Origin of the sequence: Thermogladius sp. 4427co (assembly GCF_051933805.1) — an archaeon.
Lineage (GTDB): Archaea > Thermoproteota > Thermoprotei_A > Sulfolobales > Desulfurococcaceae > Thermogladius.
This window is the reverse complement of sequence record NZ_CP196893.1, coordinates 490,612-506,211: the sequence shown is the minus strand read 5'-3', so window position 1 is coordinate 506,211 and position 15,600 is coordinate 490,612. Positions and strand designations below refer to the sequence as shown.

At 44.9% G+C, this 15,600-nt stretch carries 16 protein-coding genes; 10 read left to right on the top strand and 6 right to left on the bottom strand.

The annotated features are described in order from the left end of the window. Window positions 1–6 precede the first annotated feature (6 nt). On the bottom strand, window positions 7–1,596 hold the full coding sequence (locus ACSU1N_RS02775; protein ID WP_440060093.1) for a DNA topoisomerase VI subunit B: 1,590 nt from the start codon (window positions 1,594–1,596) through the stop codon (window positions 7–9). Between the two features lie 153 nt (window positions 1,597–1,749). Here ACSU1N_RS02775 and ACSU1N_RS02770 point away from each other — a divergent pair, with 153 nt between their 5' ends. From ACSU1N_RS02770 to ACSU1N_RS02760, 3 genes are read left to right on the top strand one after another with little or no spacing between them, the layout of a single operon-like run. Beyond that, window positions 1,750–2,175, top strand: coding sequence for a hypothetical protein (locus ACSU1N_RS02770; protein WP_440060092.1), 426 nt, complete (start codon window positions 1,750–1,752; stop codon window positions 2,173–2,175). 13 nt (window positions 2,176–2,188) lie between these two features. Further along, window positions 2,189–3,673 (top strand): type II/IV secretion system ATPase subunit, encoded by a 1,485-nt coding sequence (locus ACSU1N_RS02765; RefSeq protein ID WP_440060091.1) that lies wholly within the window; start codon window positions 2,189–2,191, stop codon window positions 3,671–3,673. A 37-nt stretch (window positions 3,674–3,710) separates the two neighbouring features. Next, window positions 3,711–4,946 (top strand): hypothetical protein, encoded by a 1,236-nt coding sequence (locus tag ACSU1N_RS02760; protein WP_440060090.1) that lies wholly within the window; start codon window positions 3,711–3,713, stop codon window positions 4,944–4,946. Here ACSU1N_RS02760 and ACSU1N_RS02755 read toward each other — a convergent pair. The 3 genes from ACSU1N_RS02755 to ACSU1N_RS02745 all read right to left on the bottom strand — a co-directional run bounded on the left by ACSU1N_RS02755 (window position 4,936) and on the right by ACSU1N_RS02745 (window position 8,343). Continuing rightward, window positions 4,936–6,384: an RtcB family protein gene (locus ACSU1N_RS02755; protein WP_440060089.1), complete on the bottom strand. Its 1,449-nt coding sequence runs from the start codon at window positions 6,382–6,384 to the stop codon at window positions 4,936–4,938. The genes ACSU1N_RS02760 and ACSU1N_RS02755 overlap by 11 nt on opposite strands. 63 nt (window positions 6,385–6,447) lie before the next feature. After that, on the bottom strand, window positions 6,448–7,743 hold the full coding sequence (hisS, locus tag ACSU1N_RS02750; protein WP_440060088.1) for a histidine--tRNA ligase: 1,296 nt from the start codon (window positions 7,741–7,743) through the stop codon (window positions 6,448–6,450). 93 nt (window positions 7,744–7,836) lie between these two features. Next, window positions 7,837–8,343, bottom strand: coding sequence for an endonuclease (locus tag ACSU1N_RS02745; RefSeq protein WP_440060087.1), 507 nt, complete (start codon window positions 8,341–8,343; stop codon window positions 7,837–7,839). A gap of 66 nt (window positions 8,344–8,409) precedes the next feature. On the opposite strand from ACSU1N_RS02745, the gene mtnA reads away from it, so the two are divergent. The 3 genes from mtnA to ACSU1N_RS02730 are packed head-to-tail and all read left to right on the top strand — an operon-like array spanning window position 8,410 to window position 11,697. After that, window positions 8,410–9,474 carry an S-methyl-5-thioribose-1-phosphate isomerase gene (gene mtnA / locus ACSU1N_RS02740; RefSeq protein WP_440060086.1) on the top strand — a complete coding sequence of 355 codons (1,065 nt, stop codon included), beginning with the start codon at window positions 8,410–8,412 and terminating at the stop codon, window positions 9,472–9,474. A gap of 11 nt (window positions 9,475–9,485) precedes the next feature. Further along, window positions 9,486–11,387 carry an ATP-binding protein gene (locus ACSU1N_RS02735; RefSeq protein ID WP_440060085.1) on the top strand — a complete coding sequence of 634 codons (1,902 nt, stop codon included), beginning with the start codon at window positions 9,486–9,488 and terminating at the stop codon, window positions 11,385–11,387. A 4-nt stretch (window positions 11,388–11,391) separates the two neighbouring features. Then, on the top strand, window positions 11,392–11,697 hold the full coding sequence (locus tag ACSU1N_RS02730; protein ID WP_440060084.1) for a hypothetical protein: 306 nt from the start codon (window positions 11,392–11,394) through the stop codon (window positions 11,695–11,697). A 37-nt stretch (window positions 11,698–11,734) separates the two neighbouring features. Here ACSU1N_RS02730 and ACSU1N_RS02725 read toward each other — a convergent pair whose 3' ends face one another. Beyond that, window positions 11,735–12,109: a hypothetical protein gene (locus ACSU1N_RS02725; RefSeq protein WP_440060083.1), complete on the bottom strand. Its 375-nt coding sequence runs from the start codon at window positions 12,107–12,109 to the stop codon at window positions 11,735–11,737. Window positions 12,110–12,201: 92 nt separating this feature from the next. Here ACSU1N_RS02725 and ACSU1N_RS02720 point away from each other — a divergent pair, with 92 nt between their 5' ends. Beyond that, window positions 12,202–12,957: a DNA polymerase sliding clamp gene (locus ACSU1N_RS02720; protein ID WP_440060082.1), complete on the top strand. Its 756-nt coding sequence runs from the start codon at window positions 12,202–12,204 to the stop codon at window positions 12,955–12,957. A 2-nt stretch (window positions 12,958–12,959) separates the two neighbouring features. On the opposite strand, the gene ACSU1N_RS02715 is transcribed toward ACSU1N_RS02720, so the two are convergent. Next, the gene (locus ACSU1N_RS02715) at window positions 12,960–13,139 is read right to left on the bottom strand and encodes a hypothetical protein (RefSeq protein WP_440060081.1); all 180 of its coding nucleotides are present in this window, start codon (window positions 13,137–13,139) and stop codon (window positions 12,960–12,962) included. Between the two features lie 424 nt (window positions 13,140–13,563). Between ACSU1N_RS02715 and ACSU1N_RS02710 the strand changes: the two genes are divergently transcribed. From ACSU1N_RS02710 to ACSU1N_RS02700, 3 genes are read left to right on the top strand one after another with little or no spacing between them, the layout of a single operon-like run. Beyond that, window positions 13,564–14,136: a 2-oxoacid:acceptor oxidoreductase family protein gene (locus ACSU1N_RS02710; RefSeq protein ID WP_440060080.1), complete on the top strand. Its 573-nt coding sequence runs from the start codon at window positions 13,564–13,566 to the stop codon at window positions 14,134–14,136. Beyond that, on the top strand, window positions 14,137–14,412 hold the full coding sequence (locus ACSU1N_RS02705; protein WP_440060079.1) for a 4Fe-4S binding protein: 276 nt from the start codon (window positions 14,137–14,139) through the stop codon (window positions 14,410–14,412). It begins immediately after the preceding gene. Between the two features lie 7 nt (window positions 14,413–14,419). Then, complete coding sequence (locus tag ACSU1N_RS02700; RefSeq protein ID WP_440060078.1) at window positions 14,420–15,598, top strand: pyruvate ferredoxin oxidoreductase; 1,179 nt, start codon at window positions 14,420–14,422, stop codon at window positions 15,596–15,598. The last annotated feature ends 2 nt before the right edge of the window (window positions 15,599–15,600 follow it).

The window sequence follows — 15,600 nt, the reverse complement described above, 5'->3', positions numbered from 1 at the left end:
TTTTCTTCAAGCCCCTATTTCAACATTGTTTATTACTTCATAAATCTTGTTTTCCGGTATCCCGGTTTTAGCTGATATTATTGATGCCAGCTTGCTAATGATCTCGCTCCTGTTGACCCCGTCTCCGGCGAATATAGTCTCAATAGATTTGACTACTTCGGGTATGTACTTAGCCAGGTATATGACCTTCCTCTGCGCCTCCAGCTCTTTCTGCTTCTCTGTAATATAGTTCCTCAGCTTCCTAGCTACCTCTGATATCGCTAGCTTTATCTCCCTCCTCACCTCCGGCACGTCGGCTATACTCTCTTTACCGACCCCTTTGAACGGTACTTTAGTACTGCATACGTGTACTAGTATTATTAGAGGCGCTGGGAACGTGATTAGGTAGTTATCCCAGTTTATATCTTCTTTTACCACGCTCGTGACTACATCGCTTCCTTCATCATACAGTAGCGGTATCTTGTTAGCGTACCTGAGGATCGTAGGCTTATCGGGCTCGCTCAAGGGTACCTTGCCCCCGTAGGCGATACCGGCTTCGACGATAAACGGGTGGCCTTCGTAGATAGAAGGCTTCCTAGTAGTAGCAGCTACGAATTCGGGCTCGAACATCCTTTTCAAGCCTGCAGTTATAACTTCCACCCCTAGCGGGGATATAGCTGCTGTCGAAGGAGGCCTGTACTGGTCGTAGCTTCTCATAGCGTTTATAAGCTTTAAGAGATCGCTATCGCTGAGGCTACGTGGATTAGCTGATGGGTCTATACCAGCCCTCGACAGGATGTCTCTCGCAGTAACCTCTCCAACGCTCTGGAAGCTCTCGACTAGAGTATCTAGGATAGTGGGTTGGCTATTCGACTCTATAATCATTTTAAGCATTTCAAGGTCTACGCCGTAGGGGTGGGGTTTCACCTCCCTAGGGGGTCTAGGGAGTTTGTCTATAATCCTCTTATACAATACTATCTCTCCGTCGGGAGTATACATTGCTATGTTAGCGTAAGGGGTTACTACAGCAGTCCTAGAGATATACTCTTTGATCCTAGACTTGGACTTGCCCCAATCCCCTTCTATCGTGATCGAGACAATGGTCCCATGCCACTCTCTCTGCTTCCTCCAACTACCTTTCTCTAGCACCACAGGCTCGTTCCTATTAATGTCAATCCTTATTTTGAAGAAGTATATCCTCTTATACTCCCTCCTGCTCGTTACAACTTCTACAGGCCTCCCCGTGGTCATCTGCCCGTATAACACAGCCATTTTAACTCCTAAACCATACATTCCACGGGTTTGTCTAAGCACGTATTTAGAACTAAACAAGACTCTTCCGAAAGCATTCGGGACTACATCAGGCGGGATGCCGATACCATTGTCTTCGACGGTAATCCTGTAGAATTCCTGAACCGGGTCAGCCCTCTGGATTACTACTTTGATATCTGGGAGTATGCCGTGGGAGTCTGTAGCGTCCAACGCGTTCTCAACAAGCTCTCTGACAGTCTGGTATAGAGCCCTAGCAGGGTTAGCGAAACCAGCGATCTCTTTATACTTGTAGAAGAATTCAGCAGGGCTTATCGCTTTATATTTCTCTGTAAGCTCGTTTGCCAAACCCCACCCCTTCCAGCACCATTTAATCTGACCGTAGAGGTCTTTAAACTAGGGAGCCAGTTTATACTTTCACTAAACCCTCCGCCTACTCAATGATTTAAATAGATCGAAATCAACCTCTTTTAACCTACCTTCTCTAGACGGGTGGCTTGTATGAAAGGCGTAGACGGGCTTGTAGCAGCAGCGTTACTGCTAGTAATAACCGTAGCAGGCGGGCTACTCATCTACAACTATGTAATGAACTACCTATCACTCCCCCAGCAGTATGCCAGCCTCAAGATAGTTTCTGCTAAGATAAATATTCTAAACGATAATAGCTCGGTTCTAACACTCCAGGTAAGCAACCTAGGCAATATACCCGTAAACATAACTAGTATAAGGATATATACGGGAAGCGGCAACTATAGCGTAAACTACACAACACAGGTCCCGGCTGGGAGCAGTATCAGCGTGAATATACCATTAAATAGTACTGTAACCGGAGGCGTAAAGTCTTCAGCCCAGGTCTACGTATCAGCTGTGTATACTGTAAATAACAATGAGTTGGAAACAGACCTTGTTAAAACCCCTGTCTACTAAAGGTGTTTTTTAAATGCCCCATTTTTCTCTTCCCTCGGTTAAACCTTTGTTTTTCAAGAGGAGGTATGGGAGAGATTTCTACGAGAAGTTGATTCTCGACTACCTGAGAAAAGCAAACTCTATTAATATCGCGGGAGGCCAGGTTTTAGAATCCTATGGGCTGGGCTACGGTGTTAAGATTGAAATAGTTAGAAACGGGGAGATACTATTCTACGTAGTTAGAGAGCCCGAGATAACGGATGCTGAGATAAGGGTTTTAAGCGATGCAATGGCTTTCGACGCTAACTACGCCGGCCTCGATGATTTCAAGAAGTTTTTGGAAAACAAGTACTCGGGCAGAATACGGCTGGAGGCGGAGAAACTATGGTACTTCTACAAGAAGGTTGAATCAGGCTACGGGCCTTTATACCCGATCCTCCTAGACCCTCTGGTTGAAGAAGTATCTCTTAATTCAAGGGATGGCTCTATATGGGTTTATCACAGAGTGTACAACCAGCTGGGCTGGTTGAAGACTAATATAACCGTAGAATCAAGGCTGGTCGATAGGCTGGTCTTAGGCTTATCTAGGAAGATAGGTAGGCATGTAAGCATATCTAATCCTATAGCCGAGGGCTTAACGAATGAAGGCTATAGGGTTAGCATAGTATACGGTGACGAGGTATCTAGGAAGGGTAGTAGCATTGTCATTAGGAAGAAGCCTGAGAAACCCTGGACTATCACACAGCTTATCAACGAAGGGGTTTTAAGTAGTCTCCTAGCAGCATACCTGTGGCTGGTGATAGAACTCAAAGGCTGGGTTATCGTAGCAGGAGGGGTGGGAGCCGGTAAGACTACACTCCTCCAGAGTCTTTTAAACTTCATACCCCCTACACGCAGGGTTATCACTATAGAGGATACGCCCGAGCTATCTTTATCGAGCGAGCAGTGGGATCCTCTTGTAGAAAGATCCTATACGGCTTCAAACACGATCGATATGTACAGCCTTTTGAAGGCTAGCTTGAGGAGGAGACCGGATTACATTGTCGTCGGCGAGGTGAGAGGTATTGAGGCACGCCTCCTAGTTCAGGCTTCTAGGCTAGGGCACGGTGTATTGAATACGATACACGGCGATAGCCCTGATTCAGTACTCAAGAGACTAGTATCCTATCCAATATCGATACCTAGGAATCTTCTAGGCAATATATGGACTATAGTCGTAATAGCTCAGACGGAACTAGGCAGGAGGGTAGTAAACATATCGGAGGTAACAGAAGAAGTAGACGTAACCGATATAGGCTGGTACGAGAATGGCTTGTTTAAACCACTAGAAGTATCTGAGCTAGCCTCTAAATCCACCAGGCTCAGGAGTAGGCTAGGGCTTAGGAATGTAGAAGAAGAGTTGAAGGCAAGAAGCATCTTCCTACAAAAACTGGTTAGCAACGGTGTTTTCGACGAGAGGGATCTGAGCAGGGAGATAATAGGCTTCTACAATAACAGGAGCCGTCTAATAGAGAACTAAATAAAGGGTTCTAAACTTGGTATTTAAAAAAGTTTTTTTGAATCTGGGGAAGGACAGGCTGTCTGATACCGAGTTACTAGACTTCTTGATACTACTACTAGCTTTCGAATCAAGCGGGTATAAACTGCCTAGGTTGCTCGGAGAAGTAGCTAGCAAGGAATACCCGGTACCGGAAGGGATTAGGATACTAGCCTCCAGGTTTAAAGTACTTGAGAAAGTCATCCCAGACGACTCGACAGCCTTGAGGAAACTAGCCGAGCTGTATGGGGGTAGTAGGGTATCGGATTTTCTCAGAGGATACAGCGAGGTTATGATAATAAGCGGCGATACAATACGTTATGTGGAATCCTACCTTGAACAGTTAATAGCGGTTATAAGAGCGAAACTAGAGAACACAATGAGGATTATTGAAAGCGTTTTCGAAGGGATAATGCTTTTCTTATTCGGGTTGATCGCTTTAACAATAATGCCTGTACAAGGTCTTAGCACAAGGTTTCTCTTAATGCTGCTGCCTTTATCAGGCGTCGCCTCCTATATAGTCGTCCTCAGGGTCTCTGAGGATATCCTAACCCAGTCTAGTATCGAACATATTGCTTCAATAATGCTGGTATTCTTAACTATGGTAGTATACAATCAACAACTAGCTCTAATCCACCTAGTTCTGGTAGCTCTTGTATTCTCGGTCTTAAGCCTCCGTGTCAGAAGGGAGGTGGAATTAGAGAGAGAAGTGTTGACTATGCTGGAGGAAGCGTTCTCTATGACTAAACAGGGTATTCCAATAGACCAGGTTATTCGGCAGTTAGATTTCAAGAATGAAGAGTTAAGGTTGTTCAAGAAATCTTTTATACACGGCTACCTCGATGGAAACATCCTCTCGAAACTGCCTCCTTTCGCTCGTAGGATACTAACTTATACGACAATCCCATCGAACTACTCGTCAAATCACGATAGGATTGTTGCCTACACGCTGAGGTTTGCCGAGTCAGTGCGGGACACCCGTATAAGGGTTGAGAAGAGGGGGTTGTCATATATTGTCTATTCCTTGATCTTCCCCGCGGTAGTCCTTATTTCCTACACGCTTATTAAACCATTGGCTTCTACAACAGGATTCATGCTAAACCGGGATACGGTGAGGTCGATAGCTTACATAAGCTTCTTTAATTCTTTCGTTCTATCAACTGGCGTCTCAGGGATCGGATTATTTAGAAAAATAAAAATTACTCTACTAGGAATAGCCGTTATGCTGATAATAGTTCTAGCCCCTATCCTTTAACAACGCCTATTGGCCTTAGTCTAACAACCGGGGCGGCTATACCAACCTTCTGGGCTACGAGCACCACTCTATCGACATCTTTATAGGCTTCAGGAGCCTCCTCGCTTACAACGCGTTTAGTAGCCGCTCTAACTGTTATACCTTTCCTAGCCAGCTCGTTTATCACCCTGTCAGGGCTGTAGGATCTTATAGCTTCCCCTCTGCTCAGCCACCTGCCTGCTCCATGTGGCGCGCTATACCAGGTCCTATATCCTTCGGGAACCCCTACTAGTATGTAGCTAGCCGTGCCCATGCTACCTGGGATTAGAACAGGCTGTCCGATACTCTTGTATTTAGAGGGTATATCAGGGTGTCCCGGCGGGAAGGCCCTTGTAGCACCCTTCCTGTGGACTATAACTTTATACCTCTTATTGTTTATAACATGTTCTTCGATCTTAGCTATGTTATGGGCTACGTCGTAGACTATGTGGAGTCCGAGCTCCTCCGGGTCCTTCTTGAATACTTCTTTGAAACTCTCCCGTGTCCAATGGGTTATAAGCTGCCTGTTTGTCCAGGCGAAATTAGCTGCAGCAGCCATAGCGTGGAAGTAGTCTTCGCCCTCCTTGCTCTTAATAGGTACGGCTGCGAGCTCTCTATCCGGGACGGATATACCGTACCTCTTCATAGCTCTCTCCATTACCACTAGGTAGTCGCTTGCAACCTGGTGGCCTAGCCCTCTACTACCAGTATGTATCATTACTGCGACCTGCCCAATCCTATCGAACCCTAGTACCTTCGCGATATCGGGGTTGTATATTTGGTCTACAACCTGTATCTCGAGGAAGTGGTTTCCAGCTCCCAGGGTTCCAAGCTGCTCGTGACCTCTCTGTTTCGCGATATTGCTGACCTTGCTGGAATCGGCTTCTCTCCAACTCCCGCGCTCCTCGATATATTCCATATCCTCGCTCCACCCAAACCCTTTCTCAATAGCCCATTCAACGCCTCTATTCAATACCTCGTCAAGCTCTCTAGTGCTAAGCCTTACCTTCCCTGTCGAACCCACCCCGCTAGGAACATTCCTGAAGAGAGCGTCTACAAGCTCTCTCAGCCTAGGCTTTACATCGTCTTCGTCCAGGTCTGTCCTAAGAACCCTGACACCACAGTTTATATCATAGCCTATGCCCCCGGGGCTTATTACGCCGTCCTCTAGGTTGAATCCCGCAACCCCTCCAATCGGGAATCCGTAGCCCTGGTGCCCGTCTGGCATTACGTAAGCATACTCCTCAATCCCGGGAAGGCATGCGACGTTGGCTGCCTGCTCTAGCGTAAGGTCTTCATTCATTTTCTCTAGCAGGAATTCGTCGGCAAAAATTATCGAATCCGTCCTCATACACGGCTTGTAAGACTTCGGGATCCTCCACTCATAGTTCGATATTTTCTCAATAACAACTCTAGGCATAGGACAGCACCAAGCTATAGGAGAAATACGTATAAGAGTTTAATAAACGTATGCGGGAGTAGGTTATTGTATGATCCTACTAATATAGTCGGTTAGCTCGTCGAAACGGATTTTCTCCTGCACCTTTTTGTTGAGATCCCTTACAGTCAGCGTTTTCTCGCTAAATTCTCTATCGCCTACTATTATCGCGATATCGATACCTATACGATTAGCGTAGCTTAGTGCTTTATCGAGGCTTCTACTAGTCAACACCATGATACTGTCGAAGAACCTGTCTAATTGCCTAGACACGCTGTATGCGAAACTCAGCGGTATATTCTCGGATAATAGTATGATAATAACTCTACGGCGTTTACTAACTCGTTTCCACCAATCCCCTCCTAGTACCAAAGCGATCCTATCGAGCCCTAGTGCAAGCCCCGTAGAGTACTCGTATATATTACTATAGACGCTAGTCAAACCATCGTAACGGCCCCCGCCCCCAATACTCTGCTCTAGCGCTCCTGGCACCTTATACTCCCATATCAATCCTGTATAATACGCTAGCCCTCTTACAAGTCTCGAATTATATTCGACCGTATAACCCAGGTCGGATAACGTCTTTATGAAGCCTTCTAGTCTCCTAGCCTCGTTAACAGCCTTTTCATACCCATTCCCAAGCTCTCTCCTAAATTCTTCTAGGAGAGACATAACCTTATCTAAGCCTGAATCCATTATCTTGAAAATAATGTCCTTAGCGTCATTACCATATTTCTCTACCAGCTCCCTGCCAAGCTGGTCATATAGCTCCTTATCGATCAAGTGGAGGATATGGTCTTGCTCCTCCTGCGCTATATTCAACATACTCATAAAAGCTCTATAGATTGCTACATTACCTACAATATATCTGTGTGCTAGACCAAGCTTGTCGAGGAAAGCTGACGCGGTATATGCTACAGATACGTCTGCGTTAACGCTCTCGTCACCGATTACCTCTAGCCCTCCCTGCCAGAACTCTCTATACCTGGCTTTCTGGGGTTCTTCATACCTGAAACACTGGGCTATGTAGAATACTCTAATAGGTTTAGGCCTAGCTCTCAACTCCCTGAGATAAACTCTTATAACGCTCGCAGTTACCTCGGGGCGTAGAGCGAGAAGTCTCCCAGCCTTGTCTTCGAATACATACATGCTTTTCTTAATCTCCTCCCCGCTCTTAGCTTCGAAAACCCTGTAGTATTCGACCGTAGGAGTTATAATTGGTTCGAAACCATTGCGTTCAGCCGTCTCGTAGAATAGTTTGAATAGAGTGTAGTAGAGTTCGGCTTCATCACCTGTTATATCCCTCATTCCCCTGGGAGGGTTTAGTAGCTCGTCTGTCATGCTATTATTATTCCCCGCGTTATCCTTATACGACTATTTCTAACCTATAGCAGCTAATATAAATCAACTACTAAACCGATCAGCGACCAGAGACTACATGGGTTCTATTCTCGAAACCTCGTAGTATGTTACCTCCCCTTGTAGGCTAACTATTGCTAGAACCAAGCTAGCGTTATTCCTCACAGATTTCATCGTGTAATCCGATATATCTTCTATCGTTACAGGCCTCTTCTCTTCCAGGACGAGGACTATTTTCACATCTCCATGCTTATCTTTCATCATGAAAAGATTATTGTCTATCACCTTCACCCTCCTACCTCTATCCCTTAGGTCTTTGTATACAACAATATTCGACCAGGAGTACTCTTTGAAGCATTCAATCGTATACTCCATGAAATCCTTGAGATTCGAGAAATATTTGTCGCCTACGGCTACTCTCGCTCTATTAGATAATAGTAGATACGATACCTCGGTTACATTAAGTACAAGTTTTCCTTCAACCTCCACACCAAACCATTTTTCTTTGAGATCGCTAACTATAGAACCATCTTTTACAAAACCCTGGCAAGATTTTTTGTCGAAAAATATGCTTATACTCATTGTATAGACCCGGCTGATAAATATTAAAGTTAATACCAGATGTCTATATATCAAAGAGGTGTTTTAATGGCTCTCCAGAATTATCCTATACAAGTCAGAGCTGTTTGGTGGGATGATTCTTCGAGGAAAGTCTGCTGGTTGAACACGTTGAAGCTACCGTTCGAAGAAGAGATAATATGTAGCGACGACCCTAGTCGCGTGTACAAAGCTATTGTAGACATGGAGGTTAGGGGGGCCCCCGCTATAGGTGTAATAGCCGCCCTAGCTATAGCAGCATACGCGAATAAACTAGCATCCTCAAATGAACCGGGTATCGGGGAGAAAATAGCAGATTCAATAGAGTTATTGAGGAGGACTAGGCCTACTGCCTACAACCTCTTCTGGGCGCTTGAAAGGATGAAGAGGAAGCTTCAATCAGTATATAATACTAGCCCGAGAGAAATAGCTGATTCATTAACTGATGAAGCATTAAAGATCATGAACGAAGATATAGAAGCCAATATTAGGATCGGCGAGTACGGCGCAGACCTAGTACCAGACGGGGCTACTATTCTAACCCATTGCAATGCAGGCGCTCTAGCTACTTCAGCGTTCGGGACTGCAGAAGCAGTGATGCGGATAGCCTGGTACAAGGGGAAGAGGATTAGAGTGATCGCTACTGAGACAAGGCCTTTGCTCCAGGGTGCTAGGCTTACTGTCTGGGAACTGGTTAAAGAAGGTATTCCTGTCACGTTAATAACAGACAATATGGCAGGCTATGTCATTCGGAGAAAGCTAGTAGACCTTGTTATAGTAGGAGCTGATAGAATTACTAGAGATGGTTATGTAGTAAACAAGATTGGAACCTATATGATCGCCCTTGCAGCGAAAAGGAATAATATACCATTCTATGTAGCAGCCCCTACTAGCACTATCGACTTATCTTCAAGGATCGAGGATGTTATCATCGAGGAGAGGAACCCGATGGAAGTTAAGACAGTTATGGGTAGGCTGATAACCCTCGAGAATGTTAACGCATTGAATTACGCATTCGATATCACAGACCCGGATCTCGTTACTGCTATAATAACAGAGAAAGGAGTAGTATACCCGCCTTTCGAAGAAAACTTAAAGAAAATTTTCGAGAGGTAGCATAGTCCAGGATGAGTAGTTTTAAGCCATACAGAATTTTCTCGCTCATACTAATCGAAATAGTTCTAATAACTATCATATCTAACTTACCTATTCTATTTAGGCTTGCGCCAGGGGGTACTCGCGGATTAAACGGGTTGCTAGCAGGTGTATTAAGCCCCGTGATATTCGGGGTTTTCGCTTTCGGATTTTTCGTCTTGACAGCGGCGGTCTATAGATCTGTTATTATAGGTTTTTTAAACATGTCCTGGTTCATGTTTGCCGCTGGCTTGTTTAAGCCGCCTAGCCTACCCTTATTTACATCGGATTTAATACTCTACCTAGTACCGACCTTCTTAGTCGGTGGTTTTATTATATATTCGAAACTGTTCTCCAAGAAGGAGATACTAGCTTTCTTAAAGCCTTCTTTCAAAACACTTAGACAAATCCCGTGGAGGCATAGGAGTAGCCTCTTTTTCCTCGCTTCGTCGATATACTTCTATACTCTATCGGGATTAGTGTTTTTCGCATACCTTTTTTCCATTACTTTCTTCCCGGATCTCGACATAGGGATTTTTGAAAGCCTTCCTTTAAATATTTCATTAAGCCTCCTAATACTCTATATTCTGGCGTTGCTAGAAGCGGATGAAACAATATCTGCTGGTCTATGGCTCGCGGTCTGTTCGACAGCAGGGGTTTTCTCAACACCGGTATTATTAAGCGAGGGTCTTTTCGTACTCTCTACTGAACTAGGTTTTAAGCTCTCGGGTATCGGAGAAATCCTTAGCACTAAAGGTGTAAACCTAGGATTCGCCTTAGGGGTAGCCCGTGGAGGGTGGAAGATAGATGTTTTGAAAATCCCTGGCCTAGGATCCGGGGAAGAGGAGTGGTATTGGTCCAAGCTGTTCAAACCGCTTACGTGCGACTTAAGGAAGCTGGTTAATTCCCATATTATTGTTGTAGGGGCTTCTGGAACGGGTAAGACGACTTTTGTTAAAAGTCTTGTTAGAGAACTCATTTCTTCAGGGGAGTATAATGTACTAATCTTCGACCCCCATAACGAATACAGCGATCTATCGGTGGATAAGACAGTTAGAGTAGTAGACCCTAGGAGGATCGGTTTGAATATTCTATCCCTAGGCTCGAGGTCTCCTGTCGAGAAAGCGAGGATAATAGCCGATATTATAGCATCGTTTTTCAGCCTAGGACACCTGCAGAGGCGTGCTCTAGAGGGTTTGATTATAGAAGCCTATAGGAGGAAGGGTATTATCGAAGAAGATAAGCGTACGTGGATTCTCAAACCTCCTTCGCTGGGAGATCTTATTGAAATATGTTTAGAAGAGTCTTCGAAGAATCCTATATATATGTCTCTAATGCCTTATTTAGAAAGCTTGAAAGAAGCGGTTCTACCAGGTGGTGGAATAGTAGAGGATATCGACTTGTTAGAAAACAGTACTGTAATAGATATGTCGTCGATTTCAAGCGACTATATGAGGCTAATATATATGGATACAGTCCTCCAACTAGCTCTAAGCGAGATGTATAAGAGGGGTCTGAGGAAGAAACTTGCTATCGTGATAGAAGAAGCAGGGGTATTCGTCAAAAGCAGGGTGATAGAAACAGCACTCTCAAGGCTCTATATGGAGAGTAGGAAATTCGGTTTCAGCATAGTATCCATAGCCCAGAACCCTACCCTGTTACCAGAAGCTGTTATCGTAAACTCAGGTGTGAGAATCGTATTCGGTCTTGGAGAACCTAGAAGCGTAGCCTACGCTTCGAAACTGGTAGCTGCAGGAGGCCCTCCTAGCAAGACACGTTTCATAGAGAAAACACTAACTAATTTAAAACCAGGTTACTACCTAGTAAGCTTCTTGGGCAACGAAAACATATTTCTATCTGTTATGTCATATAGGTCAATCTGCCGGGGTGTGTGATCAATTGGTTTTCGAAGAAGAATCGAGTGAGGTCGAACATGGGGAAGAAGTAGAGGAGGAAGCTGCTGGCGAGGTTGAGGAAATAGAGGTAACGCCGAGTAAGATAACTATGTTAGAGCAATTAGTTGATATAACGCGTAGATGGGAGAAGGTTGTAAGCGGGCTTGGGACAATTGATGAATTAAAATCTATTCAGGTACAGCCTCTCGCTAGGAAAACAGAGAAGAAGGTCAAAGAGATGAAGAGAAAGAAGGCTAAGATAACTAGGAAAAAGGCTAAGAGGAAGTCTAAGAAAGGGAAGGGGGGGTAGGAAGAAATAGATCTCATAAGTTAGATATTACTGTTGCCTACAGCTCCTGTTTTTCAATAGTTACTTCGCTATAACCTATTTTAGATAAGGCATCTTTGATTAATTCTATCTTAATTCTTCTATCGAAAACTATTTCGACAAAATCCCCGTTATCTTTTATGAATCTAAGTTTTTGTATGACAACCTTGCCCTTAAGCGACTCGCTAGGGTCTTTCGGAGGAAACAGGTATTCCTCGAAACGTTTCCTACTCAATCTGTAAAACTCGTCAAAGTTCTCTATCATCCTAATAGACTCTGCTAGATTATTCGATTCCCCTACATACTCTCTTATCTTCTTTAGTAGATTAATTGCCTCCTCCTTATTCAGAATTAAATGCGCTGACCCAGCGAAATCTATGACGATACTAACCATGGCTTTAAAACCTTTTTCGAACTAGGCGTAGTACGCTGGTTTATAATTATTAAATAGAGGCTGATAAATAATAATGAAGGTGGTGTTAGCCCTTGTTTAGAGCTGTTTACCCCTCTGGTAGCAAATTTAAATACATAGCTTCAGCCCTAGTCAAAATAACAGATGAAGCCCCCTTCTTTATAAAACCTGATTCACTTAATGTGCGCGTATTCAGCCCTGATAAAACAGCTATGATAATAGTTAAAATGCCTAGTATAATATTCGAAGAATTCCAGGCTGAGGGGGAAGACTATTTCGTAGTAGCATCATCGGATCTAAACAGGGTTATGAAGAGAGGGTCTAGGACGGACGTACTGGTTCTAGAACTAGATAAATCGACTGGTGTCCTCAAGACTATTTTCAGGAATAAGAAGACAGGGGTTGAGAGGACTTTCTACGTAGAACTCAAACAGAGCATACCCGAGGAAGTTCCCGACCTCGATGTAGAGTTAGGCGTCACGGTCTCAATGCTTACAAGCGATTTTAAGATCCTGTTGAGAGACCTAAAAACGGTAGGCGAGCACGCTGTATTCCATTATAAAAATGGTAAACTGTATGTATCCTCTAGCGAGCAGCAGAAAGAGTATAGAGCTGTGCTAGAAGAAGGATCCCCTATTATCTCGATATCTTCTACCGTAGACGAAGCTAAAGCAACGTATAGTATTGATTTACTCAAGCTAGCATTAAGAGCTTCACCGGTATCTAAGAATATCACCTTCTCATTCGACAACGATAAACCTATGAAGATCGAATTCCCACTAGAGGGAGGAGGTTCTATAACCTACTGGATTGTTTCGAGAGTCGAATAGAGCTATTTCTCTCCTTCTAGTTTCGAAAGGAGGTCTAGGAGGGCTTCTTTACCTGCCGCCTTCTTGACCGGTTTCTTTGCTGGAGCTAATTCGAAAGAATACTTCCAGGCTGGATTAGGGCATATACTCCTCTTTGGGCAGAGGAGGCAGCAGCTAGGGCATACAGCGGTTCCCGGGAACATAGTACACTCTCTAGTAGGATTATGTTGTCCACAATAATCGCATCTCTCCCAATAGATAGTCACGTGAAACCCCTGCAGCATTAATATTTATGGTACGGCTAAAGTAATAAACAGTTTATCCCCGATGCTCATCCTAAAATTTTATATGAATTCATGGTTGCACCAAGGGGCTTCAATCTCGTCCACAGGTCACAGGCTATCATCATGGGTTCATAGATGGCTGTCTAGCCCAACGGCACGGGGCTACGGTAGACCCCAAGAGGTTTGGAGCAATACTCCCATCGACCATCGTCTATTAAGTCACTCAAATATCCTTAGTAAACGCTTCTACCCCTAAGGTAGCATATATTCATATAATTACTATAATTATTTAAATATAACATTTTTTAGCGTACAAAGACGTATACTCAAAAACGGTGCTTATATGATTGAGATAGTGTTTATCGGGAGAGGTGGTCAAGGCGCTGTAACTGCTGCCAACATACTTGTTGAAGCAGCGGCAGCAGACGGTATATATGCCCAGGGGTTCCCTTTCTTCGGGGCGGAGAGGAGGGGTGCTCCAGTAGCTGCTTTTGCCAGGGTAGATTCTAAACCTATCCTAAAACACGGAATGTTCTATGACGCAGACGTTATAGTAGTATTAGACGAGAAACTCCTATCCCAGGACTACCTATCCCAGTTCAGGCTCAGAAGGAACGGTGTATTAGTTGTAAACAAGAGCAAGTGGGATCCACATGATACTATAAAACTCAGATTTGAAAACGGGTATTCTCTCTACATTGTAGATGCGACGGGTATAGCTGTTAGAAACAAGCTCGTAGTAGCAGGATGGCCCGTGGTGAACACTAGTATGCTAGGCGCTTTCTCTAAGGCTACAGACATCTTCTCCAAGAATACTATTGTCGAAGCTGTGAGAAGGTATTTTGGAGGCAGGATAGGTGATGTAAATGCTAAAGCCTGTGAGGAAGCTTACGATTCTGTTAGGAGAGTGGTCTAGGTGAAACTAGTCGTTCAGGACTCGGTCTATAGGATACCACTGGCTAAACCGAAGATAGGGGTAGCGGGCAAGACCGGTAGCTGGAGGATTGAGAAGCCTGTTGTAGACAACAATGCATGTACTAGGTGCTTCCTATGCGAGATACACTGCCCGGTTAACGTGATCAGGGTTGAGCCGGATACTGGTGTATCAATAGACTACGACTATTGCAAAGGATGCGGGATATGTGCTGATGTATGCCCTGTTAACGCTATAAGACTCGTCCCGGAGGAGTGATCGGCCTATGGGTCTAAAGCTTGTCCTAACAGGTAACTATGCCTTGTCCTACGCGGCTAAGATGGCTAGAGTCAACGTAGTGGCAGCATACCCTATAACCCCCCAGACAAGCGTCGTAGAGAAGCTAGCCGAGATGATCGAGAGCGGGGAGCTCGACGCAGTCATGATAAGGGTTGAGTCAGAGCATTCGGCTATGGCTGCGTGTTTCGGAGCAGCTGTAGCCGGCGCCAGGGTTTTCACAGCTACTAGTAGCCAGGGACTACTCTACATGCACGAGGTAATACACTGGGCTTCGAGAGCGAGGATCCCAATAGTAATGGGAGTCGTGACCAGGACTATAGGACCCCCCTGGAATATATGGCCCGACCACACGGATTTCATGGATCAGAGGGATACAGGATGGATTATGAGCTTCGCTATGGACAATCAGGAAGCATTCGACCTAACCCTCCAAGCATTTAAGATCAGCGAAGACCCCAGGGTGTACCTGCCTGTGATGGTTGGGATAGAAGGCTTCATACTAGGGCATACTTCGATGCCTGTTGAATTACCGGAGCAACAGGATATCGACGAATGGCTGGGGCCTAGGAGGCAGCCTTACGTAATAGACGGTAGTACTCCCTTAGCTCTAGGGAATCTCGCATCGCCCGAGGATACCGAGGAATTCTTCATGGATATACAGAAGGGTATGGATGAAGCTAAAAAAGTTATAGTCGAGGTCGAGAAGGAATACTCGAAGATAACAGGGCGTCCCCCGAAAGGCTTAGTAGAGTGCTTTAAATGCGAGGACGCAGAAATTCAGGCAATTAGCATGGGGGCTTGGTCCGGGGATCTAATGGAGGCGATACTAAAGCTTAGGGATGAAGGACTCAGAGTCGGCCTGCTAAGGGTGAGATACTTCAGGCCTTTCCCAGGCGAGGAGATAGCTGAGAGAGCTATTGGAGCCAGAGGGGTGCTGGTCTTCGACCGTGCTATAAGCTTTGGATCCTATGGTCCGTTATTCCTCGACGTAGTAGCATCCTTGGCTAGGGCTGGCCGTAAACTCCCATACCTGAAGAATGTTGTAGCAGGGATAGGAGGGGTAAATGTTACATCAAGCGATTTCGAACAGATTATAAGAAATTTTGTAACCGAAGTTGAATCCGGTAACGTATCCTATTTCGAATGGTACCATAAGAGGGTGTGAGC